Genomic DNA, 25,332 nt, shown 5'->3' on the forward strand with positions numbered 1-25,332 from the left:
AAGGAAGCGCACCGCGCTCCCCGCAAATCATCCGGCCATCCACGCAAACAGGATGGCCTGCACCCGGAGAATCGATTGACCATTTATAGCATGACCGGCTACGCCGTCGCCAAACGCGAAACCGCTGCCGGCGCCATTACCGTCGAAATGAAGAGCGTGAACTCGCGCTTCCTGGACCTGCAGTTCCGCGTCAACGACGACCTGCGCGCCGTCGAGCCGGCGATGCGCGAAGCCATCATCAGCAAGCTGGTGCGCGGCAAGGTCGAATGCCGCCTGAGCTTCGGCCGCAAGACGGCGGAAGGCGCCAGCCAGGCGCTCAACCAGACGCTGCTGGCGACTCTGGCCGACTTGCAACGCCAGGTCCGCAAGCAATTCGCCGAAGCGGCGCCGCTGACCGTCAACGAGCTGCTGCGCTGGCCGGGCGTGATCGAAGAAGCCGAAATCGGCCAGGACACCCTGCAAGCGGACGTGCTGTCGACCCTGCAAGAAACATTGACGGCCTTCATCGACAGCCGCGCGCGCGAAGGCGCTGCCCTGCAAGCCGTGCTGGAAAGCCGTGTCGACGCGATGGAAGCAATTGTCGCACGCATCACGCCGCTGGTGCCGCAACTGGTGGCGCAGTTCCAGCAAAAAGCCACGGAACGCATGCAGGAAGCCTTGGGATTGGTGACCAAAGACGGCGCGACGGCGTCGCTACCCCGCGAAGAAGTGCTGGAACGCATCCGCCAGGAAGTCACGCTGTACGGCATCCGCATCGATATCGCAGAAGAACTGGCGCGCCTGTCGGCCCATCTGGCCGAGACCCGCCATATCCTGAAAAAAGGCGGCCAGGTCGGCAAACGTCTGGATTTCATGATGCAGGAGCTCAACCGCGAAGCCAACACGGTCGGCTCGAAAGCCGCCATGAAAGAACTCGCCGATGCGTCGATGGAATTGAAACTGCTGATCGACCAGATGCGCGAACAGGTGCAGAACCTCGAGTAAGTGCTGAACTAAGCGCCCATATTAAAAAGACCTTCCATCAGAACGAAGAGAGAGCATTCCATGCCCGCAAAAAATCCTACCTCCGGCAGCCTGTTCATGGTCGTCGCGCCTTCCGGCGCCGGCAAATCCACGCTGGTCAACGCCCTGCTCCAGCAAGAGCCGGAAATCAAGCTGTCGATTTCTTACACCACGCGCCCGCCGCGCCCGGGTGAGGAACACGGCCGCGAATACTATTTCACCACCGCCGACGACTTCCTGAAGCGCCAGGCGGAAGGCGAATTCCTGGAATGGGCCGAAGTCCACGGCAACTACTACGGCACCTCGCGCCTGATGATCGCCGACCAGATCTCCAACGGCACCGACGTGCTGCTGGAAATCGACTGGCAAGGCGCGCAGCAGGTAAAGAAACAGTTTTCGAACGCGATCGGGATTTTCATTTTGCCGCCGTCGATTGCGGCGCTGGAAGAGCGCCTGAAAAAGCGCGGACAGGACGAGCCGCACGTCATCACACGCCGCATCCTGGCGGCCGGCGGCGAAATCGCTCACTCTCCGGAGTTCGAATATGTTATTATTAATCAAGAGTTTGCAGTCGCTTTGTCGGAATTAACAGCAATTGTCAAAGCGGCCCGCTGCCGCTTCCCGCAACAAGCCGCGCGCAACACTTTCTTATTCACTCAGCTGGGCATCCATGCCAGCAGCTAGGCGGCACAAGCAGCATTGCCGCTTCCGCGCTGGATCGGGCTTGATTTAAGCTGAACCAGAACCATGTAAGAACCAAGTAATCAGGAGTATTTATGGCCCGTATCACGATTGAAGATTGCCTCAAGCAAATCCCTAACCGCTTTCAGCTGACTCTGGCTGCGACTTATCGCGCACGTCAACTGCTGCAAGGCCACACACCGAAAGTGGACGCCAAGGACAAGCCAACCGTGACAGCGCTGCGCGAAATCGCCGCCGGCAAGGTCGGTATCGAGATGCTGAAAAAAGTGCCTGCCTGAGTTTGACCAACGTCCATGCTGCTGACAACACCAACGTATGAGCCTGACACCAACAGATTCAACCCTCGGTTCTCCGTCATCAGCATCTGGTACTACTAGCAACACTACCCGAGCGTCTTCCGGACGCTCGGCGTCGAAACAAAACGCGCAAACTCCCCCTGCAACAAACCCTGCTCCCGCTTTGCACAGCGGCGTGGCGACGTTTACCCATCTGACGCTCAAGCTCGAGGAATACCTCACGCCTTCCGAACTGAAGAAGGTCAAGGAAGCCTATCGCTTCTCGGACGAGATGCACCTGGGCCAGATGCGCAAGTCGGGCGAACCCTACATCTCGCATCCGCTCGCGGTCGCTGAAATCTGCGCCGACTGGAAGCTCGATGCGCAAGCCATGATGGCCGCGCTGCTGCACGACGTGATGGAAGACCAGGGAGTCAAGAAGGAAGAGCTGATCGAACGCTTCGGCGCGCAAGTCGCGTCGCTGGTCGACGGTTTGTCCAAGCTGGACAAGATCGAATTCCAGAGCCAGATCGAAGCGCAGGCGGAAAACTTCCGCAAGATGCTGCTGGCCATGGCGCGCGACGTGCGCGTGATCCTGGTCAAACTGGCCGACCGCCTGCACAACATGCGCACGCTGGGCTCGATGCCGCCGGACAAGAAACGCCGCATTTCCCGCGAGACCATGGAAGTGTATGTGCCGATCGCCCATCGCCTCGGCCTCAACAACATTTACCGCGAGTTGCAAGAACTGTCGTTCTCGCATCTCTACCCGCTGCGCCACCGCACGCTGCTCAAGGCGGTCAAGGCTGCGCGCGGCAATCGCCGCGAAGTCGTGACCAAGATCCTGGAGTCGGTCACCAGCACGCTGATCGCCGCCGGCATCCCGGCCCAGGTCGACGGCCGTGAAAAAACGCTGTTCGGCATCTACCGCAAGATGCGCAACAAGCATTTGTCGTTCTCGCAGGTGCTGGACGTCTACGGCTTCCGTGTGGTGGTCGACAGCTTCGCCAATTGCTACGTTGCGCTGGGCACGCTGCATTCGCTGTTCAAGCCGATGCCGGGCAAGTTCAAGGATTACATCGCGATTCCCAAGCTTAACGGCTATCAGTCGCTGCATACCACGCTGATCGGCCCCTACGGCACGCCGGTGGAGTTCCAGATCCGTACGCAGGACATGCACCGCGTCGCCGAATCCGGCGTCGCCGCACACTGGCTGTACAAGGACGACGAAGGCAGCCTGACCGATCTGCAGCAGCGCACGCACGCCTGGCTGCAGTCGCTGCTGGATATCCAGAAGCAAACCGGCGACTCGGCCGAATTCTTGGAACACGTCAAGGTCGACCTGTTCCCGGATTCCGTCTATGTGTTCACGCCGAAATCCAAGATCCATCGCCCTGCCGCGCGGCGCCACGGCGCTGGATTTTGCCTACAGCATCCACACCGACATCGGCGACCAGACCACCTCCGTGGTGATCAATCACGAACCGGCGCCGCTGCGTACCGAACTGCACAACGGCGACATCGTTGAAATCATCACCTCGCCGTCGTCGCGCCCAAGCCCGAACTGGCTTGGCTACGTGCGTACCGGCAAGGCCCGCTCGGCAATCCGCCATCGCCTGCGCACCGCCAATCTGGTGGAGTCGCAAGCGCTGGGCAAACGCCTGCTGACCAATGCGCTCAATACCATCGGCCTGGAACCCGACCTGCCGTCGGCGATCATCGAGCGTCTGCTCAATGAATCCAGCGCCAAGACCATGGACGAGCTGTACGCCGACATCGGCATCGGCACGCGCATGGCGCCGCTGGTGGCGCGCCACATCATGGGCATGACCGAAGGCGGAGGATCAATTCCTCAGCTCGACGTCGAAGGCCATGTCTTGCCGAGCAAACCGGATCCGGTCGTCATCACCGGCAACGAAGGCTCCACCGTGCAACTGGCCGCCTGTTGCCTGCCGATCCCGGGCGACAAACTGATCGGCCATCTGAAGCACGACCAGGCGCTGATCGTCCACGTGGAAGATTGCGAAACCGCCAAGCGGCACATTGAAAAAGAACCGGATCGCTGGATTGAAGTGACCTGGGCCGGCGAGCTGAACCGCCGCTTTGAATGCCGCATCACCATTCTGGTCCATAACCAGAAAGGCACACTTGCACGCATCGCTGCCGAAATCGGCGAAGCCGATGCGCACATCGTTTCCGTCAGCATGGATGACGATGGCGATCCGGCGATGAAACACCTGCGCTTCACCATCCAGGTCGAAGACCGTGTGCATCTGGCGCGCACCATGCGCGGCATCCGCAGCATCGACAGCGTGACCCGCATCCTGCGCGAACGCAGCTAGGCCCTAGGGCCCTGCCGCTCCTTTCTGCGCACCATTGAGGACTTGCACAAACGTGTCCCAGGCACAATAACCCTTGGCGTCTGTCGGACAGGCATTCATCTGCAGGGTCACCCGCTTCGGCGGATTTGCCATGCTCAGGGGCTGGGCGTCGCGAAGCTGACTGGTGCTCTGGTAGACATACTCGACTTTCATCAGATCTTTATTGTTGTTAGCGTCACGCCAGCGCTCAAAGACTATCATCCCGCCAATCGGCGTCTTTTCATTCTGCTCCGGCAAATCATAGGCTTTGAAATCCAGGGTGCTGAGAAGTGAAGCAACATTGGAATCGTGACCGACCATCAACGTCACTTTCGGCGCGCTTCCCCTGTTCTGTTCAGTCATGCTCTTGCGAATATACGCAAGCAAGGGCGCCGCAACTTCGCGCGCCACCAGCGGTGAGGCAAACAGCGCATCCTGATAGCCGTTTTTGATTGCCGACAGCTCGCGCCACTGCTCAGGCGTCTTGATCTCGCCCCAGGCAATCTGCTCTGCGGGAAAGCCTTGGTAGTATTGCAGCGTAAACGCATCCATCATTGAATTTCCCACCTTCAAAGGACCGCTGACTGACGGCTCCTTGCCGATATCGGCGCTGAATTTGTTTTGCATGCCGCCGCTCAGCGAACAGTCCTTTTTACCTTCGCAAGCGGCGGAATCCTTGTAGCTGATGATCTTCTCGAGCCGCTGGTAAGCCGGCTTCAGATGGAGATCTGCTTCCACCTTTTGCATGGCGGCCAAGGCGGCTTGATTGAAAGTCGCGCTGTCATTGACAACCACAGGATTGAAGGTAGGATCCATGGTGCCCATCCTGGGCTGGTGAGTAACCGCGATATCGCAGCCGGGAAAAGCGCCGGCAACGAAGAATTGTGCGGTGGCGACCGTCCGCTGCAAGCTGTTTGCATACACAAACACATCGTCAGGCGTGGGGCACTCCGACTTTTTTGCCAATCCCTGTTGCACCAGCCACTCGCGGGTGTAATGCCCCATGTAGACTGCAAGAACCCCGCCCTTGGCCGTCAAATAACCGCCCTGCACCTCCCATTGCGGCCATCGCTTCCTGGTCGATTGGTCCAGCACGCTGCCGTTATCGGACAGCGGCGCGCGCAGATTATGGCGACTAAGCATCAATACCTGCTGCAACTGCAAATTGCCATCGCTTGGCTGGGCGGAAAGACCCGAGGGCAAGGCAAGGATGGCAGGCAGCATCAGGCAGATCATTTTTGAGGGGATCATGGCGGCTCCATTCATTTCATTCACAAACAGCATGGGAATTGAAAATATTGCTCTTAGACAAGCAAAAATATCTTAACCCGGCTATTTGGGGCCGCTGCATCCAATACACGAAGACAAGCTGAGAAACAGGAAGAAATTCAAAGAGATACGAATGCAAGAACTTGCAAATGCAGAAAAAGATCGTTACTTGTCGAGTGAGGCCTAGACGAAGAACTTGACGCCTTCCGTCCGCGTCAGCGGGCGGCGCGATCCGCTGCTTGCGGCCGCCGCGCCGACTGACGCTCGCCTCATGCCAATTCCGCCTGCTGCTCCGGCACGGCGAATCGCATCTCCTTATGGGTGCCGTCGCAAGCGCCGTGCTTGACCTTCTCCGCAACGAACTCAATCAACGCGCTCACCGCCAGCGACAACTGACGCCGGTTGGGATAGACCGCGTACATGCCGCTCAGATCGCGCTGATACTGCGGCAGGATGGCGACCAGGCTGCCGCGTCGCAAGTCTTCGGCAGCCACCATCACCGGCAGCAAGGCAATCCCCAGCCCGGCGCGTGTGGCGCGCAGCAAGCCCTGCGCCGTGTTGATGCACAGGCGCGGCACGATGCGTATGCTTTCGGCCCCTGACGGCCCTTCCAGACGCCATAGCGCAGCTTGCACGGTGTTGGCGGCGGCGAGGCAATCGTGTTGCGCCAACTCCTCCAGCGAAGCCGGCATGCCGTGCTTTTTCAGATACGCCGGACTGGCCAGCAGGCCGCGATAGCTTTCGCCGAGTTTGCGGGCCACCAGGCTTGAGTCCGGCAACTGCCCGGCGCGAAACGCCAGGTCGATGCCTTCGGCGATCAGGTCGACGCGCTCGTCGCTGAGCACAAACTCCAGTTGCACCTTCGGATGGCGCTGCATGAATTCCGCCACCCACTCCATGGCGAAGTTGTCGAAAAAGTCGGCCGGTGCGGCCACCCGCAGCACGCCGCTTGGTTCGCGATTACCTTCGGACAAGGTTGCTCCGGCCTGCTGGATGTCTTCGATCCCCGGCGCGCAGCGGTCGAAGAACTCGCGCCCGGCCGCGGTCATGTTCAATTGCCGCGTAGAGCGCTGCAGCAGGCGCACTCCCAGGCTCTCTTCCAATAGCTGCAGGCGCCGGCTGATGGTGTTGGACGGCATGCCGAGGCGGCGGCCGGCGGCGGCAAAGCTGCCGGCGCGCACCACATGGACAAAGACGGCGATATCGTTGAGGTCCAGCATGATTCACTCCATAAATGGATTAGTGAAATCAAATTCTCCCATCTATTGATGTTATTGGAAAGCCTTTATATTCCTTCCATCGCTACTTTCCCGCGACACCGACGCAGTATTCATCCAAGGCAACTTTCCAAGGAACAAGCATGAGCACTCTTCTTCATATCGACTCCAGCGCCCGCTTCACCGGCTCCATCACCCGCCAACTGAGCGCGTCCTACGTTGAGCAATGGCAAGCCAAGAACGCCGGCGGCACTATCGTCCGTCGCGATCTGGCAAAAGACACTCTGCCGCACATCACCGAAGCGCTGATCGGCGCCTATTACACGCCAGCCGACAAGCGCAGCGCCGAACAGCAATCGATCATCGCCCTGTCCGACAAGCTGGTGGACGAACTGCTGGCCGCCGACACGCTGGTCATCGGCATCCCGATGTACAACTTCGCACCGCCATCGGCGTTCAAGGCATGGATCGACCACGTCTGCCGCGCCGGTCGTACTTTCGGCTATACGGACAAGGGCGCAACCGGCCTGGTTACCGGCAAGCGCGCTATCGTGATTCTGTCGCGCGGCGGCGTGTATTCGGAAGGTCCTGCGCAAGCGCTGGAATTCCAGGGCACGTATATCCGTGGCGTGCTGGGTTTCCTCGGCATCACCGATGTCGAACTGGTAATCGCTGAAGGCGTCTCGATGGGCGAAGAAAAGACCAAGCAAGCCATCGCGCAAGCGCAGGAAAAAATCAGCGCCAACGTCTGATTGCTGTCCCTGCAATGAAAAAGCCGGATCCACAAGATCCGGCTTTTTGTTTTTGTGCAGGCAAGCGGCCGGCTCAGGCGTCGTGCATGGTCTTGTGCAGTCGCCGCAACCCCAGCCAGACGCCAGCGGCAAACACCGGCACCATCACGCCGGTTGCGATGTCCGGATTGATCGGCACGCCCGCCGCCTTGAGCGCCTTGCCCGCATAACCGAACAAGCCCACCATGTAGTAAGAGATCGCCGCCACAGACAAACCCTCCACCGCCTGTTGCAAACGAAGTTGCTGCGCAGCGCGCGCGTTCATCGATTCCAGGATCTGGCGGTTCTGCTGCTCCTGCACGATGCCCACGCGCGTGCGCAGCAAATCGTTGGTGTGGGCGATGCGCTCGGCCAGCGCTTCCTGCCGGCGCGCTACCGAGGTGCAGGTATCCATGGCCGGCGCAAGACGCCGCTCCATGAACTCCCCGATGGTCGGCACGCCCTCTACGCGGTTCTCGCGCAACTCTTCGATGCGCGCCTTGACCAGCCGGAAATACGCTTGCGAGGCGGAAAAACGATAGCTGTTTTCCAGCGACATCTTCTCGATGCGCGCCGCCAGTCCGGTGATCTTGCGCAGGATCCGTTCATCTTCGACCTGCGCCTGCTCCGGGCTGACATGATCGGTGTCGACCATGGTCGCGGTCAAGGTCGCCAGATCGCTTTCGATCGCGCTCAACACCGGCGCCGCCTGTTGCGCATGCGGCAAGCCCAGCAAAGCCATCATGCGGTAGGTTTCAATCTCCAGGATACGCTGCGCCAGGCGCCCGCCCTGCATGTCGCGCAAGTCGATGTCGCGCACCACGAAGCGGCTGAACCCATCGGCCTGGATCAGGAAATCGGTCCAGATCTCGCCGCCTTGCAGCACCTTGCTCGACGACAGCAGCTTGCCTTCAAACAGGCGCTGCATGCCGGAGATGCAGCCGCCGTTCTCCTCTTTCGGCACACGCTCCAGCACCACGTGCGCGGCCACCATGATCTTGCCCTGCAAGGCCAGCAGCCATTGTTGCGGCACGTGCTTGAGCGGCGCGTCGATGAAGGCTTCGTCTATCGTCAGTTCCGACTCGTGGTGCTGCGCGAAGGTGTAAGTGGCGAATTCGGTGTGGCATTCCCACTTCAGGCGAAAGCGCCCGAAATCGTAGAAGAAATGCTTGGCGTCCACGCCCGGCGCCGTCACGCCGAAATGCACGCACAGATCGGTCAGCAACGCATGCTGGAAGGTCGAGTGGCGGCTGGCGTCAGCCGCCTGGTCGCGCACATAGACCGCCAGATGGGTAAGACTCTCGGGCGCCTTGAGATGCAAAAACGGCCGCGAATGCACTTCCGCGGCCAGGGCGACACGCTGGGGATGATTCAGATTGGCGTACACGATGGACATGGAATCACCTTTTCAATCAAAAATGGAATTCGGATTGGATTGAGCAAAGCGGCGCAAGCGGCATAAGCATCGAAGCAGGATTCGTTCCACGCATTCATTCAGCGCAAGATCTGCGGCGGCAGAGGCTTCACGCGAATGATGTCAACCGGAAAGCGGCGTTCAGGCCGACGGCGCCGGATAGCTCACTGCAAGAATCGTCAATTGCTCGACGCCGGCCGGCGTCTGCAAGCTCACCTCGTCGCCCTCGCGCGCCTTGGTCAGCGTGCGCGCCACCGGCGAAACCCAGCTGATCTTGCCGTTGAGCGGATCGAGTTCGTCGATGCCGACGATGGTGACGGTGTGTTCGATGCCGTCCTGGTTCTCATAGGTCACGGTGGCGCCGAAAAAGATCTGGTCGTTGCCGTGATGGATGGTCGGATCGACCACCTCGGCGATGTCGAGCCGTTTGGTCAGAAAGCGGATGCGGCGATCGATTTCGCGCAAGCGGCGCTTGCCGTAAATGTAGTCGCCGTTTTCGGAACGGTCGCCGTTGGAGGCCGCCCAGTGCACGATGCGCACGACTTCCGGGCGATCGACGTCGATCAGATGCAGCAATTCGTCCTTGATGCGCTTGTGCCCGGCCGGCGTCATGTAATTCTTGGAGCCGGCCGGAATCGCCGGCAAGGTCAGCTCGTCGTCATCGTCACCGTCGGATTCTTTTACGAATGCTTTATTCATGTTCTCACTTGCCTATTTCACTGGGGACAGGCGGTCCAACCTGTCCATCATTGTAGCGGTATGTTAAAGTCGTCGAGGACGCATTTCGCTGATAACGCATATTCACGCGACGATGTTCTTTCAGTGTTCTCACGACATTCCAGCCCACAAAAACCACGCCTCCATCCGCCACTTCCATGTCTACCACCACTCGTTATCGTATCGGCCTGGCCGCCAACCGCGCGCATCAGGATGCCCCGAATTCTGCGCTGGTTCAGCTGCTGCAAGGATCGCGCGCGCGCATCGAAGCGCTGCAACCGGAACTGGTCGTCGTCGGCAGGACGCTCGACGCCATCGGCCATCTCGGCCTGCTGCCGAACTATCCGCATATCGAACGTTTTCCCTACGGTCGCCAGGGCGGTCTGATGAAGCTGGTGTCGCGCGTGGTCGACAGCGACCCGGCGCGCAAGCTGGACGCCATCATTTATCTGATCGATCCGGTCGATCCCTCTTCCACTTTCCCGGAAGCGGTCGCGCTCAAGCGTCAGTGCGTCATCCACGGCAAGCCATTTTTATCGACGATGGCCGGCGCCCGCGAATGGTTCGAGCTGGAAGCGATCGCCAACGGCGCGGCGCCCGATCCCAAGCTGGATCCCTGCTTCAATCTCAGCAATGAAGGCATCGCGCTGATCGCCCACGATTCGATGAAGTCGCGCATGCTGGCGCTGGCCGAACGCCACTTCGACGTGCTCGACAGCTTCGCCTTCCGCTGCGCCACCGGCACCACCGGCGGCCTGCTCAACGAGCTGGCGATGAAGATCAAGGGCGAAGCCGGACGCAACTGGGTCAAGCCTTTCCTCAGCGGTCCGCTGGGCGGCGATGCGCAGATTGCCGAACTGATCCTGGAACACCAATGCCGCCGCGTGCTGTTCCTGGAAGACCCGCACGTTGCCCGCCAGCATGAAGCCGACATCCAGCTGCTGGAGCGCGCCGCGCGCACCGTCACCGACTACGCATCCTGCATGAGCGACGAAAAATGGGGCGATCGATGGCTGGGTCTGATCAAGCAGCGCCAGGTGGGGTAAACCTGTTGCCTGATCTGGTCGCGATGCGGAACGGCTTGTATTTCCGGCGCTTGCCCAACATATATCCCGCAAGCCCTCCGCATCCATAAGGATCCATCCTTGCCGCACAAGATCAGAAAATACCTGCTTGCGCCTTTCATCTACATCGCAGCGATTCTGCTGCTGTTCGAAGAGTGGCTGTGGAATGCCAGCAAGCGCGTATTGGCGCGGTTGCCGCTGATTCCCTTCATTGCGCGCGTCGAATCCTGGATCGGCAATTTCTCACCTTATGCGGCGCTGGCCATTTTCATCCTGCCCAGCCTGTTGCTGCTGCCGGTCAAGATTCTCGCCCTGCTCTCCATCACCCACGGCCATCCCACGCTCGGCCTGGCGATCATCGTCACCGCCAAGGTGCTCGGCACGGCGCTGGTTGCCCGTCTCTACAGCCTGACGCAAAAAGCCTTGCTGAGCTTGCCGTGGTTCGTCCGCTGCCATGATGCGGTACTGCGATTCAAGGACAGGATGATTGCCCAGCTGCGCGCCACGCAGGCATGGCAGCATGTGGAAGCCGGCATGGCGGCGTTGACTGCGATGCGGCGCAGCTGGTGGGATGGCGTCAAGGCACGCTGGTTCAACCGCAACGGCCAGAGCAACCGCCTGATGCGCCTGATAAAAAAATACGCCGCAAGGCGGCGTGATCGGGGCGGATAGCAGCGGCTGCCGGCGCGGCAGATTTTTCTGCCTGCCGGGTCAGCCGAATTACTCGGATACCTTGCTGGCGTCGGCTTCTTCAGCTTTCTTTGCCGGCGCATGTCCCATGTTCGTGGAGATGTTGTTGCCCCACTCGAAGGCCTGCGTTTCCAGATCGTAGAAGTCTTCCGGAGACAATTGCAGACCGGTCAGCAGATCGTTCATCTCGGTGGCGGTTTTGTCGGCTTTCTCGGTCCACTCCGCCAGTTGCAGGATCTCGCCGTAATAACCGGTACGGAACAGCAAGGCATCGCGGATCTCGGAACTGACCGTGATCTGGGTCAGGATGGCTTCCATGCGCATGCCGAACAGCGCGTCAACCAGCGACATGATGCCGACGGTAAAGGCGATTTCGGACATCTTGCGGCGGCCTGGGCGGATCCTCTCGGTGATCAGCTCGAGCATCTTGCCGCGCGTCGCCGCCAGGATCAGCAAGGGCGACAGCGAATGCGCCTTGTCCTTTTCGGTATTGGCGAACAGCAGGATCTGCAACCAGCGCTTCAATTGACGGCGGCCCAGCACGATCAGGGCCTGGCCCAGCGAATCGATGTGCTTCATGAAGCCGTACACCGGGGTATTGACCAGGCGCAGCAGCGTCAGGCTCAATGCCACGTCGCGCTTGATGTAGCGCACCACTTCGCCATTGTCGACGTTGCGCACCAGCAGCGTCAGGATGTGCATGATGACGATCTTCGACGCTTCCAGCTTCTTGCCTTGCAGGATCACCGGCTTGGCGAAGTAGTAGCCTTGAAAGTAATCGAAACCGAAGGTCACGCAGTCGCGGAATTGCTCGACCGTCTCGACCTTTTCCGCCAGCAGCATCTTTTGCGCGCGCTTGAAGTGCATGCTCAGCTTGAGCAGCTTGCTGGCGTCAAGCTCCATGACGTCGATCTTGATGATTTTCACCAGCGGCAACAGCTGGGCGATGTCTTCGGATTCGGCGATCACGTCGTCGAGCGCGAACACGTAGCCGGCGCGGGACAGTTCGGTCACGCGCTTGACCAGTTCAGGCGTGACTTTGACGGTCTCGAGGATTTCCAGCACCACCTTGTCGGACGGCAGGAAATTGATGAAGTCGCTCATCAGCACGGTGGCGTCGACGTTGATGAAGCCGTGCAGGCTGCCGATGACGTTGTTGAGGCCGAGTTCGGACGCATGGGCGATCACCGATGCAGTCGCCGACACGTCATCGTTGACATTGGCGGGACCGAAGGCGGCATTGCGGAACAGCAGCTCGTAGCCGATCAACTCCTGTTCGCGATTCAGGATCGGTTGTCGCGCCAGGAAAAAGTCGTGGGCATGTTGTTGCGTTTGCGCCGGGGCGGCGTGATCAGGAGACGGTTCAGTCATGATTTCTTGTTGTAAATAACCCCAGCACTTTCGACAGACAATATATCTTCGGCATGACCGCCTATTGTATGCCGTGATGCATCGCGAATACCAGAAAACATTTCACAGGTGAGACGGCAATGCCTGCCCGCCTCCGCGCCGATCTTGTCAGGACGAAGCATCCTAGGCTTCCCCCGATTCCAGCAGGAAACCGGCGCCGGCGTCGCGCCCCAGGACCTTGACCAGGTAGGGCATGACTTCCTTGAGAGTGGCTTCCAGCGTCCATGGAGGATTGAGCAAGAACATCCCGCTGGTATGCAGGCCGAAGCCGTCCGGCTGCGGCGAGCTGATCGACAGCGTGACATTCAGCCAGCTCTTGGCGCCGAGGCGCTTCAGGCGATCGGAAAAATTCTTGGACTCAATGCGTTGCAGCACAGGATACCAGACCGCATAAGTCCCGGTCGGGAAGCGCACCAGCGCATCCTGCAGGGTTTCCTTGACGCGCTGGTAGTCGCGCTTGTCTTCGTAAGGAGGATCGATCAGCACCAGCGCACGGCGCGATGGCGGCGGCAATAGCGCCTTGAGCGCCAGGAAACCGTCGCCCCGTTCGACCAGCACGCGCCGGCCGCGACCGCTCGGGCGCTTGCCCTGCTCGGCCGCGTGCGCGTCGAGCTTGCGGAAGTTATCCGCCAGCACTTTGCTTTCAGTCGGATGGAGTTCGAACAGGCGCAGGCGATCCTGCTCGCGCATCACCTGGTTGGCGCAATAGGGCGACCCGGGGTAATAACGCATCTTGCCGCTCGGGTTGAGATCTTTCACCAGTTGCACGTACTCGGCAACGGCGGCAGGCAAATCGGTACGATCCCACAAGGGCGCGATGCCGGTTTCGTACTCGGCATTCTTGCTGGCGTAGTTTCCATCCAGCGCGTAGACGCCCGCGCCTGCATGGGTGTCGATCACCATGTAGGGGGTATCTTTCTGGCCCAGATAACGCAGTAATTGGATCGTCACCATGTGCTTGAGCACATCAGCATGATTGCCAGCGTGAAAGGCATGGCGGTAGCTCAGCATAAAATCGTTCGAATCCCTGATATGTTAATGGCGTCAAAATGGCGTCAACAGCCAGCTGTGGCAGCACCCTTGCGATCAAAAATCGATGCAATTTGGTACTTTCTCACAAATAATCTCGCATTCTAACAAGGTTGCCAGCGCAATAGTCGCCCTGCCCCTTGTTTGTTACAAAGCTGCCAACACATTTTTACAACCTACTCTCCCGAACGATCCAGGCGGAAATACGCATCCAGCAATGAGGTCTTGAAAACCACCCCCAGCAACTCCGGGTTTTCCACACTGGCGATGACCGGCAAGCGCTCGCCCTGATGATCGAGAAACAACTGCAAAGCCTCGCCCAGCGACATATCCGGCGTCACTTCATGCAAAAAATGCGTACGCATGAAGTCGCCGGCGCGCTTGGCCTCGGTGTCATTCTTGTCAAGCAGCAACGATGTCACGTCCTGCAGGGCGACCACGCCCAGATAACGGTTGTCCTGGTCGGTGATGTAAATGTACTTCACCGGGTATTGCAGGAAAATCCGCGTCACCTCGGAAAACGGCGCGTCCTTCTGCAACACGGTTTCCGCCGGCTTGATCAGTTCGCTCATGTGGGTGCCGCGCAGCCGGATGCGCTCGGCGGCGTCGCGATGGCGCTTGAGGGTGATCTCGTACATCGAATTGCCGTCGAGGCTGCGCGCAATGAAATACGCCACCACGCACGACAGCATCAGCGGCAGCACGACCTGATAGCTCAGCGTCATCTCGAAGATCATCAGGATCGCCATCAACGGCGCATTGGTGGCCGCCGCCAGAAACGCGCCCATGCCGACCATCGCATAGGCAAACGGCTGCGAGATCGCATGCGGCCACAGCGCATGCGCCACGTCGCCGAACAGGAAGCCGATGGCCGCGCCCACGAACAGGGTCGGCGTAAAGATCCCGCCCACCGCGCCGGAACCGGTGGTCAACGCGGTCGCGACGATTTTGTAGAGCATGACGACCAGCACGGTCGACCACAGCCAGTTGGTATGCAGCAGCGAATTGACGACGCTGTAACCGTTGCCCCAGACTTCCGGCACCTGAATCGACAGCAAGCCGACCAGCAAGCCGCCCACACCGAGGCGCAGCGGCAGCGGCAAACGGGTTTTCTGGAACAGCTGCTTGCTGATATCCAGCAGCCGCAAGAACTGCGGCGCCAGCAGGCCGGCGATGATGCCCAGCACCACAAACAGGATGATCTCGACGCCGCCGACTTCGGGAAAGTACGGCATCTCATAGGCCGGCGCGTAACCCGGCAGTTCGCGCATGGTGATGTTGGCCACCACCGACGCCACCACCACCGGGCCGAAGCTTTCCATCACCAGCGCGCCGAGCACGATCTCCGTCACGAAGAAGGCGCCGGCAATGGGCGCGTTGTAAGCCGACGTAATCCCCGCCGCCGCGCCGCACGCTACCAGCAGCCGCATGCGCGACGCCGGAAAGTGCGCAAAACGCCCGACCAGCGAAGCGCACAAAGCCGCCAGCTGGACCATCGGCCCTTCCCGCCCGATCGAGCCGCCCGAGCCCACCGTCGCCAGCGACGACAGGCTGCGCAGCAAGGTATGACGGACAGGGATGCGGCCGTCGCCGATGGCGACTGCTTCCATATAGTCGGATGTGGCCCCGGCCGGCATGCGTTTGGCCCAGATCAGGATCAGGCCGGCCACCACGCCGCCGCCGGTCGGCAGCAGCACGCGCATCTGCCAGGACAGGCCCTTGGCGATTTCAACAAAGCTGCCGCTATGGCCGGTCAGCAGGTACTGCACCCAACCGATGCATTCGCGAAAAAAGATGGTCGCCAGTGCGCCGACGAAACCGATGATGGCCGCCCACAGCAGCATGGCGTGGCTTTCCGACATGCGGAACAGGTTCTGCAGGCGAAAACGAAATTTGAGGAGAGTCGTGCGCATCGACGAAGTCTTCAGTCCTTGTCGACGATGAGGGAACGCAGATACTGCATGTCTTTTTCAACTGCGGTATCGGCTTTCTTTTGCATGCGCTGGTAACAGGAGATCACATCGCGCGCCATCTCGGTGATGCTGGCGCCGCCGCCCTTGGCGCCGCCGGTGGCGGTCTCCACCAGCGGCTTGCTGAAGCAGCGGTTCATTTCCTCCACCAACAGCCAGGCGCGGCGATAAGACATTTCCATCTCCCGCGCCGCACCGGAGATCGAGCCGGTGCGTTCTATCGCCAGCAGCAGCGCGGCTTTGCCGGGGCCGAAGGCAATCGTCTCGCCTTGCATCAGGCGCAGTCTTACGGTTTTGGAATTTGTCATGGAGCAGATTGTAGCAAGGGCTTTCACCAAATTATATGTATATGCAGCAGCGAATTGACTATCGCTATATCCTTACGTATATTCCGACGAGATTCGCCTTCCCAATTCAAGAACACAGGAACTCCCATGTCCATCTCCTTCACCGCACCAACCATGCGCCGGCTCGCTGCGTCCGCCGCCTTCGTCCTGCTGGCCATTCCTTTCGCGGCGACGACTGCGCACGCCACCGACCTCGTGGTCTCCGCGGCCGCCAGCCTGACCAATGCGTTCAAGGATCTCGGCACGGCGTTCGAACAGCAAAATCCCGGCGTCAAGGTCATCAACAATTTCGGCGCGTCCGACATCCTGATGCAGCAAATCGTGCGCGGCGCGCCGGCTGACGTATTTGCATCCGCCGACCAGACCGCCATGGACAAAGCCGTCGCGGAAAAAGCCGTGCAGCCGGCCACGCGCAAGAACTTCGCCGCCAACCAGATCGTGCTGATCGTGCCGAACGACAGCACGCTGCCGCTGGCCAATCTGAAGGACCTGACCCAGGCCAGCGTCAAGAAAGTTGCGCTCGGCAATCCGGCCTCGGTGCCGTTCGGCCGTTACACCAAGACAGCGCTGGAAAATGCCGGCCTGTGGGATGCCGTGCTCGCCAAAGGCGTGATGGCGCAAAACGTGCGCCAGAGCCTGGACTACGTCGCGCGCGGTGAAGTCGAAGCCGGCTTCGTGTTCGCCACCGATGCCGCCGTGATGCCGGACAAGGTCAAGGTTGCCATCCGCATTCCATCCGACACGCCTGCCACTTATCCGATCGCCGTCACCGCCAACACCGCACAAGCGGACCTGGCCAACAAATACCTCGCCTACGTGCAATCGGCTGCCGGCCAGGCCGTGCTGGCCCGTTACGGCTTCCTCAAACCCTGATACCCTGCGGGCTGATTCAACTCTCATTCGCGGACTATATGGGTTCAGTCTGGACCCCGTTGCTCCTCTCGCTGAAAGTCGCGGGCTGGGCAACGGTGCTTAATCTTTTCTTGGGTGTCGCGGCGGCCTACGGCCTGTCGCGCTGGCGCTCGCCCCTGCGCGACCTGATCGATTCCATCCTGACGCTGCCGCTGGTGCTGCCGCCGACCGTGCTTGGCTACTACCTGCTGGTGCTGCTCGGCAAGCGCGGCGTCTTCGGCGCCTGGCTGGCCGACATGGGCATCGAGCTGGTCTTCACCTGGCAAGGCGCGGTGATTGCTTCCACCATCGTCGCCTTCCCGCTGGTCTTGAAATCGGCCCGCGCGGCCTTTGAAAACGTCGACAAGCAACTGGAAAACGCCGCCCGCGTGCTGGGCGTCTCCGAGGCCGGCGTGTTCTTCCGCGTCAGCCTGCCCCTGGCGGCGCGCGGCATTACCGCCGGCGTGTTGCTGGCATTCGCGCGCGCGCTGGGCGAATTCGGCGCGACGCTGATGATCGCTGGGAATCTGCCGGGACGTACGCAAACCTTGTCGGTCGCCATTTACGAAGCGGTGCAAGCCGGCGACGACGCCACCGCAACCTTGCTGGTCGTGATCACCTCGGTGACTTGCGTTGCGGTCTTGCTGCTCGCCGGACGGCTGGTTCCGGGACATGCGCGCCGGGCGGATCTGTCATGAGCGTCGACGTCCATATCCGCAAAGAACTGCGCGCCAATGACCGCGTGTTCGATCTCAATATCGCCTTTTCATCCGACAGCGACCGCATCGTGCTGTACGGCCCCTCGGGCGCCGGCAAGAGCCTGACGCTCAAAGCCATCGCCGGCCTGATGACGCCCGACGAAGGCAAGATCAACCTCAATCAGCGCACGCTGTTCGACGCCGCGCACGACATCAACGTCCGTCCGCAGCAGCGCAACGTCGCTTATCTGTTTCAGGATTACGCCCTGTTCCCTCATCTGACGGTGGCGCAGAATATTGCGTTCGGCCTGCAACGCGGCTGCTTCAATCTGCGCCGTCCGGCAGCGCATCCGATGGTGGCAAAGTGGCTGCAGGCGTTCGGCCTGGAAGCGACGGCAGGCAGCTATCCCTCGCAGATTTCCGGCGGCCAGCGCCAGCGTGTGGCCCTGGCGCGCGCGCTGGTGGCGCAGCCCGATATCCTGCTGCTGGACGAGCCCTTTTCCGCGCTCGACCTGTCGCTGCGCAAACGCATGCGCCGCGAGCTGAGCGACTTGCAGCAGCAATTGCGCGTGCCGATGCTGATCATCACGCATGACCCGGCCGACGTCGACATCCTTGGCGACGCCGTCTTTGAAGTGCGCGACGGCACGATCAAACAACACAAATAAGCGCAAATAAAAAAAGCCGCACTCTTGTGAAGTGCGGCTTTCCCATCATCGGGGCTATAGCCCCCCAGTCTCCTCAGACATTCTCTCCAGCCTGATACCGTTCTCTCTGTTTGAGACCCGGCCTCAGGCGACTTTCTTTTCCTTGCCGTCGAAGAATTGCTCATCTTCGGTCGAACCGTGCAAAGCGGTGGTCGACGACTGGCCTTGCTGGATCGCTTGCGTCACCGCGTCGAAATAGCCGGTGCCGACTTCGCGCTGATGCTTGACCGCGGTAAAGCCCTTGTCGGCGGCGGCGAATTCGGCTTCCTGCAACTCGACGAAGGCCGACATCTGGTTGCGTGCATAGCCGTGCGCCAGGTTGAACATCGAGTAGTTCAACGCGTGGAAACCGGCCAGCGTGATGAACTGGAACTTGTAACCCATGGCGCCCAGTTCCTTCTGGAATTTGGCGATGGTGGCGTCGTCCAGGTTCTTCTTCCAGTTGAACGACGGCGAGCAGTTATACGACAGCATCTTGCCCGGGAACTTGGCGTGGATGGCTTCGGCGAATTTCTTGGCGAAGGCCAGGTCCGGCTTGCCGGTTTCACACCACACCAGATCGGCGTATTCCGCATAGGCCAGGCCGCGCGAGATGGCTTGCTCGATACCGGGACGAGTCTTGAAGAAGCCTTCGACAGTGCGCTCGCCGGTCAGGAAAGGCTTGTCGTTGTCGTCCACGTCGGACGTCAGCAGGTCGGCTGCTTCGGCGTCGGTGCGGGCGATCACCAGCGTGGTCGTGCCGGAAACGTCGGCCGCCAGGCGCGCCGCGTTCAGCTTTTCCACCGCTTCGCGTGTCGGCACCAGCACCTTGCCGCCCATGTGGCCGCACTTCTTCACCGATGCCAGCTGATCTTCGAAGTGAACGCCGGCCGCGCCTGCATCGATCATCGACTTCATCAGTTCATAGGCGTTCAGCACGCCGCCGAAACCGGCTTCCGCATCGGCCACGATTGGTGCGAAGAAGTCGATGTCGTTCTTGCCTTCCGACCATTGGATCTGGTCGGCGCGCTGGAAAGTGTTGTTGATACGCTTGACCACCATCGGCACCGAGTTGGCCGGATACAGCGATTGGTCGGGATACATTTCACCGGCCAGGTTGGCGTCGCCGGCAACTTGCCAGCCGGACAGGTAGATCGCTTTCAGGCCGGCCTTCACTTGCTGCATGGCCTGATTGCCGGTCAGTGCGCCCAGCGCGTTGACGAACGGCTCGTTGTTGACCAGATTCCACAGCTTTTCAGCGCCGCGCTTGGCCAGCGTGTGTTCGATCTGCACCGAGCCGCGCAGACGCACCACGTCGTCGGCGCTGTAGTTGCGCTTGACGCCTTTCCAGCGTGGATTTTCTGCCCAGTCTTTTGCCAATGCCTGAATTTGCTGTTCACGTGTCGTCATGGTCAATCTCCTTGAAGGTAGTAGAAAAATGGAGGTCAAAAAGTGAATTCCATGACTTCATAGTAGGCTTTTAGGTGCGCAGCAACAATGTCTTATATAAGACATATCAATAAATTATTTTCCTTATTATTCAAATACTTAATTGTTCAATTTTGCGATACGAAACGAAATTTCTGAAAATGAAATAAATCCATGATGCTGCGCAATCGTATTTTTCACATTATGAAACGATGTTTTTGCATCATGAAAAATCGCCTTTTTTGCCGTCGATTTCGCGCCTGCGACCACGCAAACAAAAACAGGCGAGGCATAATGACGCCATTCTTTCATCATAAAAGTAACAATTCAGGGACCGGCGATTCACCTCCCTTATCCGTAGTTATCCGCATCGACCTCATTCATAAAGACAAGGAAAAACATGAGCAGCAGAGAAGAGACACTCAAGCAATGGCAAACCCGCGAAGCCGAAGTCCGCGCCAAACTCGCCGCACCCGGCGTCGCCTCGATGGATGATCTGAAGGCCGGTACCGGCATGGAATTTTTGCAGCGCATCTGGGATGGCGAGTTGCCGTCGGTGCCGATCGGCGAAACCATGGACTTCATCCCGATTGAAGGCGAACCGGGCCGCATCGTGTTTCAGGGCACGCCAGGCAAGCAACACTACAACCCGTTGGGCAGCGTGCACGGCGGCTACTTCTGCACCCTGCTCGACTCGGCCGTCGGTTGTGCGGTGCACTCGGTGCTGCCGCAGGGCGTGGGTTATACAACGCTGGAACTGAAGGTCAACCTGATCCGCGCGCTGACAGCCAAAACCGGCCCGGTACGCGCCGAAGGCAAGGTCATCCAGGTCGGCAACCGCGTCGGCATCGCCGAAGGCCGCATCGTTGACGTCGACGGCAAGATCTACGCGCACGCGACGACGACCTGCCTGGTGTTCCCGCTGCCGTAAATAATTAGTCAAGCAAATACGTCGGATGAATGGCGGCATCGTCCGACAGTTCTTTCAGAAGCCCTCCGGTGGTGAATCTGTTGTCTATTGGGGATAGAAGGGTCAGAATGGCGTTTATAGAAATTTACGCCGACTGCCTACATGCATTACGCCCTGGATATACGCACTTTCCTCTTCAGCCATTATTTCTATACCGGCCTGCGCATCGCCACGGGTGTCGTCGGGCTCACCATGCTGGTCTTCAACATGGCCGACATGCAGACCACCATGACGGTCTTCCTCGGCGCGCTCTGCACCAGCCTGATGGACCTGCCAAGTCCGCTGCGCCACAAATTCAATGAAATGCTGGCCGGCGTGCTGCTGTGCACCCTGGTCATGCTGGTCATCAGCCTGTGCGCGCCTATCCACTGGCTGGTCAGCGTGGCGATGGTGCTGGTCAGCTTCCTCGCCAGCATGATGGTGGTGTACGGCAAGAAGACGCTGCCGCTGCAATTCGCCGCGCTGATGGTGATGACGCTGTCGATGGAAAACAGCGTGCCGTTCAACGAAGCCTTCCTGCACGCAGGCTTTTTCCTCGCCGGCGGCCTCGGCTACCTGACCTACTCGATGATCGTGTCGTACTTTTTGCGGCGCCGCGTCAAACAACAGGTGCTCGCGGAAGCGCTGTTCGAACTGGCGCGCTACCTGCGCATCAAGGCCGACTTCTACGACGTGCGCAGCGATTTGCAGGCGCAGTTCACGACCCTGGTGCGCCAGCAGATCGTGCTGGCCGACAAGCTGCAGGCCTCGCGCGACCTGGTGCTGCGCGACATGCACACCAAACAGGACGGCTTGCTGGTGCATGTCCACCTGAGCATGCTGGAGCTGTACGAACAGGTCTTGTCGACGCATGCCGACTACGCCCTGCTGCGCAGCCATTTCGGCGACACCGACGTCATCATCTTCCTGCGCGACCTCGCCAACAAGACGGCCGAAGACATCGAATCGATCGCCTACGCCGTCACCCGCAAGCGCGCCTCGACGCCGACCGTCAACTACAAGGCCGAGCTGCGCGCCGTGCAATACGAACTCCAGCAGTTGCAGCAGGACAGCCTGGCCGGCCATATTCCGGACGAAGCGATTACCGTGCTGCGCGTGACGTACAACAAGATCCTCGACATCATCGAACTGATCTCGCAACTGCATCTGGCGACGCGCACCCCGATTGACGCCATCCCTATCCTGCCCGGCTCGGACATGACGCCGTTCCTGACGCAACAAAAGTACAAGGCCGGGCTGCTGATCGCCAACCTGCGCTGGCAATCGCCCATCTTCCGCTTCGCCATCCGCGTGGCGCTGGCGGTGTCGACCGGGCTGTGGATCGCTTCCGCCCTGCCTTACATGTCGCACGGCTACTGGATCGTGCTGACCATCGTCATCATCCTCAAACCCAATTTCAGCTCGACCAAGCAACGCATGAGCGACCGCCTGATCGGCACCATCATCGGCTGCCTGATCACGGCGCTGATCCTGCGCTTTGTGCACGACCCGATGGGATTGCTGGCAGTCCTGTTCATCGCCAGCGTGGCCGCACCCGCCTTCACCTACGTCAAATATCGCTACACCGCGATTGCGGCGTCGGTGCAAATCCTGATGCTGCTGAACCTGCTTCTGCCGGCCGGCCATCACGGCGTGGTCAGCGAACGCCTGATCGACACCATCATCGGCGTGGCCATCGCCACCATTTTCAGCTACGTGCTGCCAAGCTGGGAATACCGCGACCTGCCGCGCCTGCTCAAGAACGTGCTGCACGCCAGCCATCGCTACATCAAGGCCAGCCGCGACATGCTGGAAGGCAAGGTCGGCGACGACTTCTTCTATCGCGTCTGCCGCAAGGGCTTCATGGACAGCCTGTCGGCGCTGATCTCCGCGCAGGTGCGCATGATGGACGAGCCGATCAGTAAGCAGCGCGCCGTGCGCGAGATCAACCGCTTCGTGGTGCAAAACTATCTGGTCGCGGCCCATATCGCCGCCCTGCGCATCATGCTGCGCCGCCACGCCGAAGGCTTGCCGCGCGAGCCGGTCAACAAGCTGATCGAGCAGACCTATCTGAACGCAACCGCACATCTGTTGCAGGCGCAAAGCATTCTTGAAGGACCGGGCGCAAAGCAAACCGTGCCGGTCGAAGATGTTGCGCCGGCCGTTGCAAATCCTCTGGCGGACACGGTTGCCGCCGAAGACGTCGCACTCGCCACGCAGCCGGAAACCATCGAATGGTCCGGCTGGCACACGCTGCGCCGCCGCTCCGCCCTGCTCGACAACGACTTGCAGGAAATCGTGGCGCAGACCGGCGCCATCGAAAACATCCTGCGCAAAGCAGAGCTGGCATAAAAAACGGCGGGAGCTTTCACTCCCGCTGTTTTACTTTTCCTCCGTCTTTTTACAGCACTGGCTAGTCGATCCCATCGGACGTCTTGAACCGCAATCCTTCGAGAAATGCCGGTTCATCCGCAACAGACGAAAAAAAGCCGTGCAGTCTGCACGGCTCTTCTCTGCCATCCTTGCTGCCCTGCGTCCTCGTCAGGCCTTGTCTTCCGGCTCCGGCGGCGTATCCGGCCCGTCGTACGACATTACCCGGTGCATCCGCTTTTGCTCGAACATGCGCTCGTCGGCTACGCGCAGCAAGGTCTCGATATCCAGGCCGTCCTGCGGGAACAGCGCCACGCCGATGGAAGCATCGACGATGTACTGATTGCCGTCGCGCCCCTCGATCGGTTGGTTGAGGAAGTTGCGGATCTTCTCGGCGATCGACTTGGCGATTTCTTCATCCGACACACCATGCAGATAGACCACGAACTCGTCGCCGCCAAAGCGCGCTACCGAGTCGTCCTTGCGCAAGGCGTGCTGCAATTGCGACGCCGCCGACACCAGCACCTTGTCGCCTTCGTCATGCCCGTACTGGTCGTTGATCGACTTGAATTTGTCGAGATCGATGAACAGCAAGGCAAAGCGCAGCGGCGTTGCTTCGTTGCCCTTGCGGCGGCGGAAGTCGATCTGCGCAATGAAGGAATCGCGGTTGAGCACGTTGGTCAGGCGGTCGGTGCGCAGGTTGCGTTCCATCTCCTGGAAGCTTTGCGCCAGTTGGCCAATCTCGTCGCGACGATCAATGTTAAGCAAGGGGAAAGGCTCGCCGTTGCCGATGCTCTTGGCCGCCAGGGTCAGTTTGCGGATATCGCGCAAGACCCAGCGCAAGATGGCAAAGCCCAGCACAAAGGTCATGCAGACCGCAATCAAACCCAGCAGCAAGGTCTGATAGACGCCGCCGGTGACGGAACCGAGAAAATCCGAACGGCTCACAGCACTGACCACCACCCAGTCGAGCCCGGCGTCGTCGTGATGCAGACGGAAGGCCAGTTCGGTCTTGGGGCCGCTGACTTGCAACGGCTGAATCACCAGCTTGCCGGGCTCAAGCTTCTGCTTCTTGAGGTAGGCCGTCAGATCGGCATAGGCCTGGCGCACCAGCGGCGAACTGCTCTGGCTGGCGTTCAGGCGTATGAAATCGGAACCGTTGACCTTGTGCACAGGCTCGTTCACCGAGGTGGCGATCAGGTCGCCGGACATTTCCACGATGAAGGCCACGCCGTTCTTGCTCAGCGGCAGCGCCTGCAGGAATTCGCTCAGGCGGCGCAGGCCGATGCTGCTGGTCGCAACGCCCAGCAAAGTACCGTCCGGCGTATAGACCGGCTTGGACAAAGTGATGCCGAGGAATTTCAGGCGGAAGTCGGTAAACACCGGCGACCAGGTTTCGCGCTTGCGCTGCATCGCCTGGATGTACCAGGGGCGGGTGCGCGGTTCGTAGTCCTGGGTGGCAATCAGCGTCGGCGCCGTGCCGGGACCGCGCAGGTGATACACGTAGTTCTTGCCCTGCGGATCGCGCGTGCTGTACATGAACAGATTCATCTCTTCCTGTTTCACGCCCAGGAAGCTGCCGTCGGCGCCGCCGAAGTAGACATAGCTAGGATCGTCGAAAAGACTATTGGCAAGCCACAAGCGCTCTTCCAGCATCGCCTTGTCTTTGGGGAAAGGAATGAACACCGGCTGGCCGCCCTTTTCCGCCGGCGGAATCGGGTCCGGCGCGACGACGCGCAAGGTCTCGCGCGCGCCCAGCAATTGCCGGTCGGTCGCCTGGCCGACGCGGCTCATGGTGTCCATCAGCGCATTGCGCGCCAGCACCTCAGTCGCATCATCGCCGGCGCGATACAAAAACCAGCCTATCGTCACCACCAGGCATAACATCAGGAACACAAACGGCAGAATGAACAGCCGCTGTAATGAAGATTGCTTCAGAATTTCACCCCTTGCCGGTTGGCGGAATCTTTAAGATTGCCATCATTGCCATAATCGCCCATACGGGTTGACCACGTGCTTTATTGTTTTTTATATACGATTTCGCACCAGATAAGACCTGATCGGTGCGCCTTCG

Annotated in this window: 22 protein-coding genes and 1 pseudogene; 12 read left to right on the top strand and 11 right to left on the bottom strand. The window is 60.0% G+C overall.

Translation table 11 applies throughout. The features are described 5' to 3' along the window. Nucleotides 1-90: 90 nt before the first annotated feature. From AKL25_RS10760 to AKL25_RS10775, 4 genes and pseudogenes are all read left to right on the top strand, one after another. The gene (locus tag AKL25_RS10760) at nucleotides 91-984 is read left to right on the top strand and encodes a YicC/YloC family endoribonuclease (protein ID WP_050477798.1); all 894 of its coding nucleotides are present in this window, start codon (nucleotides 91-93) and stop codon (nucleotides 982-984) included. A 60-nt stretch (nucleotides 985-1,044) separates the two neighbouring features. Then, complete coding sequence (gmk, locus tag AKL25_RS10765; protein ID WP_050477664.1) at nucleotides 1,045-1,686, top strand: guanylate kinase; 642 nt, start codon at nucleotides 1,045-1,047, stop codon at nucleotides 1,684-1,686. A gap of 92 nt (nucleotides 1,687-1,778) precedes the next feature. Next, nucleotides 1,779-1,982, top strand: a complete 204-nt coding sequence (rpoZ, locus tag AKL25_RS10770; protein WP_007881846.1) for a DNA-directed RNA polymerase subunit omega — start codon at nucleotides 1,779-1,781, stop codon at nucleotides 1,980-1,982. A 37-nt stretch (nucleotides 1,983-2,019) separates the two neighbouring features. Beyond that, nucleotides 2,020-4,321: pseudogene (locus AKL25_RS10775) on the top strand (RelA/SpoT family protein). A 3-nt stretch (nucleotides 4,322-4,324) separates the two neighbouring features. Here the strand turns inward: AKL25_RS10775 and agp are convergent. Together agp and AKL25_RS10785 are read right to left on the bottom strand one after the other, a co-directional pair. After that, nucleotides 4,325-5,590: a bifunctional glucose-1-phosphatase/inositol phosphatase gene (gene agp, locus AKL25_RS10780; RefSeq protein ID WP_205627234.1), complete on the bottom strand. Its 1,266-nt coding sequence runs from the start codon at nucleotides 5,588-5,590 to the stop codon at nucleotides 4,325-4,327. A 287-nt stretch (nucleotides 5,591-5,877) separates the two neighbouring features. Further along, nucleotides 5,878-6,828, bottom strand: coding sequence for a LysR family transcriptional regulator (locus tag AKL25_RS10785; protein ID WP_050477665.1), 951 nt, complete (start codon nucleotides 6,826-6,828; stop codon nucleotides 5,878-5,880). A 140-nt stretch (nucleotides 6,829-6,968) separates the two neighbouring features. Here AKL25_RS10785 and AKL25_RS10790 point away from each other — a divergent pair, with 140 nt between their 5' ends. Beyond that, nucleotides 6,969-7,577, top strand: coding sequence for an FMN-dependent NADH-azoreductase (locus tag AKL25_RS10790; protein ID WP_050477666.1), 609 nt, complete (start codon nucleotides 6,969-6,971; stop codon nucleotides 7,575-7,577). A 73-nt stretch (nucleotides 7,578-7,650) separates the two neighbouring features. Here AKL25_RS10790 and AKL25_RS10795 read toward each other — a convergent pair whose 3' ends face one another. Beyond that, on the bottom strand, nucleotides 7,651-8,991 hold the full coding sequence (locus tag AKL25_RS10795) for a DUF3422 family protein (protein ID WP_050477667.1): 1,341 nt from the start codon (nucleotides 8,989-8,991) through the stop codon (nucleotides 7,651-7,653). Between the two features lie 159 nt (nucleotides 8,992-9,150). Beyond that, entirely contained in the window at nucleotides 9,151-9,708 is a 558-nt protein-coding gene (gene greB, locus AKL25_RS10800) for a transcription elongation factor GreB (RefSeq protein ID WP_050477668.1), read from the bottom strand. Between the two features lie 176 nt (nucleotides 9,709-9,884). Between greB and AKL25_RS10805 the strand changes: the two genes are divergently transcribed. Together AKL25_RS10805 and AKL25_RS10810 are read left to right on the top strand one after the other, a co-directional pair. Further along, nucleotides 9,885-10,772 (top strand): hypothetical protein, encoded by an 888-nt coding sequence (locus AKL25_RS10805; protein ID WP_050477669.1) that lies wholly within the window; start codon nucleotides 9,885-9,887, stop codon nucleotides 10,770-10,772. Nucleotides 10,773-10,871: 99 nt separating this feature from the next. Next, entirely contained in the window at nucleotides 10,872-11,462 is a 591-nt protein-coding gene (locus tag AKL25_RS10810; protein ID WP_050477670.1) for a hypothetical protein, read from the top strand. Between the two features lie 48 nt (nucleotides 11,463-11,510). Here the strand turns inward: AKL25_RS10810 and AKL25_RS10815 are convergent, their stop codons facing one another. The 4 genes from AKL25_RS10815 to AKL25_RS10830 form a co-directional block, all read right to left on the bottom strand. Further along, the gene (locus AKL25_RS10815; protein WP_050477671.1) at nucleotides 11,511-12,851 is read right to left on the bottom strand and encodes an EAL and HDOD domain-containing protein; all 1,341 of its coding nucleotides are present in this window, start codon (nucleotides 12,849-12,851) and stop codon (nucleotides 11,511-11,513) included. 162 nt (nucleotides 12,852-13,013) lie between these two features. Next, a complete protein-coding gene (locus AKL25_RS10820; protein ID WP_050477672.1) occupies nucleotides 13,014-13,901 on the bottom strand; it encodes a 23S rRNA (adenine(2030)-N(6))-methyltransferase RlmJ in 888 nt (295 codons plus the stop codon). Nucleotides 13,902-14,095: 194 nt separating this feature from the next. After that, complete coding sequence (locus AKL25_RS10825) at nucleotides 14,096-15,832, bottom strand: ClcB-like voltage-gated chloride channel protein (protein WP_050477673.1); 1,737 nt, start codon at nucleotides 15,830-15,832, stop codon at nucleotides 14,096-14,098. Nucleotides 15,833-15,843: 11 nt separating this feature from the next. Continuing rightward, nucleotides 15,844-16,197 (bottom strand): winged helix-turn-helix domain-containing protein, encoded by a 354-nt coding sequence (locus AKL25_RS10830; RefSeq protein WP_050477674.1) that lies wholly within the window; start codon nucleotides 16,195-16,197, stop codon nucleotides 15,844-15,846. A 126-nt stretch (nucleotides 16,198-16,323) separates the two neighbouring features. On the opposite strand from AKL25_RS10830, the gene modA reads away from it, so the two are divergent. The 3 genes from modA to AKL25_RS10845 are packed head-to-tail and all read left to right on the top strand — an operon-like array spanning nucleotide 16,324 to nucleotide 18,493. Beyond that, nucleotides 16,324-17,109, top strand: coding sequence for a molybdate ABC transporter substrate-binding protein (gene modA / locus AKL25_RS10835; protein ID WP_205627235.1), 786 nt, complete (start codon nucleotides 16,324-16,326; stop codon nucleotides 17,107-17,109). 38 nt (nucleotides 17,110-17,147) lie between these two features. Beyond that, nucleotides 17,148-17,825 (top strand): molybdate ABC transporter permease subunit, encoded by a 678-nt coding sequence (gene modB, locus AKL25_RS10840; protein ID WP_050477675.1) that lies wholly within the window; start codon nucleotides 17,148-17,150, stop codon nucleotides 17,823-17,825. Continuing rightward, entirely contained in the window at nucleotides 17,822-18,493 is a 672-nt protein-coding gene (locus AKL25_RS10845) for a sulfate/molybdate ABC transporter ATP-binding protein (protein ID WP_050477676.1), read from the top strand. The genes modB and AKL25_RS10845 overlap by 4 nt, the downstream gene beginning before the upstream one ends. Before the next feature lie 123 nt (nucleotides 18,494-18,616). Here the strand turns inward: AKL25_RS10845 and aceA are convergent, their stop codons facing one another. Continuing rightward, nucleotides 18,617-19,921, bottom strand: coding sequence for an isocitrate lyase (aceA, locus tag AKL25_RS10850; protein ID WP_050477677.1), 1,305 nt, complete (start codon nucleotides 19,919-19,921; stop codon nucleotides 18,617-18,619). Nucleotides 19,922-20,059: 138 nt separating this feature from the next. After that, complete coding sequence (locus AKL25_RS24175; RefSeq protein ID WP_157050584.1) at nucleotides 20,060-20,254, bottom strand: hypothetical protein; 195 nt, start codon at nucleotides 20,252-20,254, stop codon at nucleotides 20,060-20,062. A gap of 85 nt (nucleotides 20,255-20,339) precedes the next feature. Between AKL25_RS24175 and AKL25_RS10855 the strand changes: the two genes are divergently transcribed. Both AKL25_RS10855 and AKL25_RS10860 read left to right on the top strand, forming a co-directional pair. After that, entirely contained in the window at nucleotides 20,340-20,870 is a 531-nt protein-coding gene (locus AKL25_RS10855) for a PaaI family thioesterase (protein WP_050477678.1), read from the top strand. Nucleotides 20,871-21,011: 141 nt separating this feature from the next. Further along, complete coding sequence (locus tag AKL25_RS10860) at nucleotides 21,012-23,240, top strand: FUSC family protein (protein WP_050477679.1); 2,229 nt, start codon at nucleotides 21,012-21,014, stop codon at nucleotides 23,238-23,240. Between the two features lie 189 nt (nucleotides 23,241-23,429). Here the strand turns inward: AKL25_RS10860 and AKL25_RS10865 are convergent, their stop codons facing one another. After that, on the bottom strand, nucleotides 23,430-25,145 hold the full coding sequence (locus tag AKL25_RS10865; RefSeq protein ID WP_050477800.1) for a sensor domain-containing diguanylate cyclase: 1,716 nt from the start codon (nucleotides 25,143-25,145) through the stop codon (nucleotides 23,430-23,432). Between the last annotated feature and the right edge of the window lie 187 nt (nucleotides 25,146-25,332).

Source organism: Herbaspirillum rhizosphaerae (assembly GCF_001189965.1).
Lineage (GTDB): Bacteria > Pseudomonadota > Gammaproteobacteria > Burkholderiales > Burkholderiaceae_D > Herbaspirillum > Herbaspirillum rhizosphaerae.

Coding starts and splice junctions, on each gene's coding strand:
- AKL25_RS10760 (WP_050477798.1), top strand. CDS start 91: ATGACCGGCTACGCCGTCGCCAAACGCGAAACCGCTGCCGGCGCCATT.
- gmk (WP_050477664.1), top strand. CDS start 1,045: ATGCCCGCAAAAAATCCTACCTCCGGCAGCCTGTTCATGGTCGTCGCG.
- rpoZ (WP_007881846.1), top strand. CDS start 1,779: ATGGCCCGTATCACGATTGAAGATTGCCTCAAGCAAATCCCTAACCGC.
- agp (WP_205627234.1), bottom strand. CDS start 5,590: ATGATCCCCTCAAAAATGATCTGCCTGATGCTGCCTGCCATCCTTGCC.
- AKL25_RS10785 (WP_050477665.1), bottom strand. CDS start 6,828: ATGCTGGACCTCAACGATATCGCCGTCTTTGTCCATGTGGTGCGCGCC.
- AKL25_RS10790 (WP_050477666.1), top strand. CDS start 6,969: ATGAGCACTCTTCTTCATATCGACTCCAGCGCCCGCTTCACCGGCTCC.
- AKL25_RS10795 (WP_050477667.1), bottom strand. CDS start 8,991: ATGTCCATCGTGTACGCCAATCTGAATCATCCCCAGCGTGTCGCCCTG.
- greB (WP_050477668.1), bottom strand. CDS start 9,708: ATGAATAAAGCATTCGTAAAAGAATCCGACGGTGACGATGACGACGAG.
- AKL25_RS10805 (WP_050477669.1), top strand. CDS start 9,885: ATGTCTACCACCACTCGTTATCGTATCGGCCTGGCCGCCAACCGCGCG.
- AKL25_RS10815 (WP_050477671.1), bottom strand. CDS start 12,851: ATGACTGAACCGTCTCCTGATCACGCCGCCCCGGCGCAAACGCAACAA.
- AKL25_RS10820 (WP_050477672.1), bottom strand. CDS start 13,901: ATGCTGAGCTACCGCCATGCCTTTCACGCTGGCAATCATGCTGATGTG.
- AKL25_RS10825 (WP_050477673.1), bottom strand. CDS start 15,832: ATGCGCACGACTCTCCTCAAATTTCGTTTTCGCCTGCAGAACCTGTTC.
- AKL25_RS10830 (WP_050477674.1), bottom strand. CDS start 16,197: ATGACAAATTCCAAAACCGTAAGACTGCGCCTGATGCAAGGCGAGACG.
- modA (WP_205627235.1), top strand. CDS start 16,324: ATGTCCATCTCCTTCACCGCACCAACCATGCGCCGGCTCGCTGCGTCC.
- modB (WP_050477675.1), top strand. CDS start 17,148: ATGGGTTCAGTCTGGACCCCGTTGCTCCTCTCGCTGAAAGTCGCGGGC.
- AKL25_RS10845 (WP_050477676.1), top strand. CDS start 17,822: ATGAGCGTCGACGTCCATATCCGCAAAGAACTGCGCGCCAATGACCGC.
- aceA (WP_050477677.1), bottom strand. CDS start 19,921: ATGACGACACGTGAACAGCAAATTCAGGCATTGGCAAAAGACTGGGCA.
- AKL25_RS24175 (WP_157050584.1), bottom strand. CDS start 20,254: ATGATGAAAGAATGGCGTCATTATGCCTCGCCTGTTTTTGTTTGCGTG.
- AKL25_RS10855 (WP_050477678.1), top strand. CDS start 20,340: ATGAGCAGCAGAGAAGAGACACTCAAGCAATGGCAAACCCGCGAAGCC.
- AKL25_RS10860 (WP_050477679.1), top strand. CDS start 21,012: ATGCATTACGCCCTGGATATACGCACTTTCCTCTTCAGCCATTATTTC.
- AKL25_RS10865 (WP_050477800.1), bottom strand. CDS start 25,145: ATGTTATGCCTGGTGGTGACGATAGGCTGGTTTTTGTATCGCGCCGGC.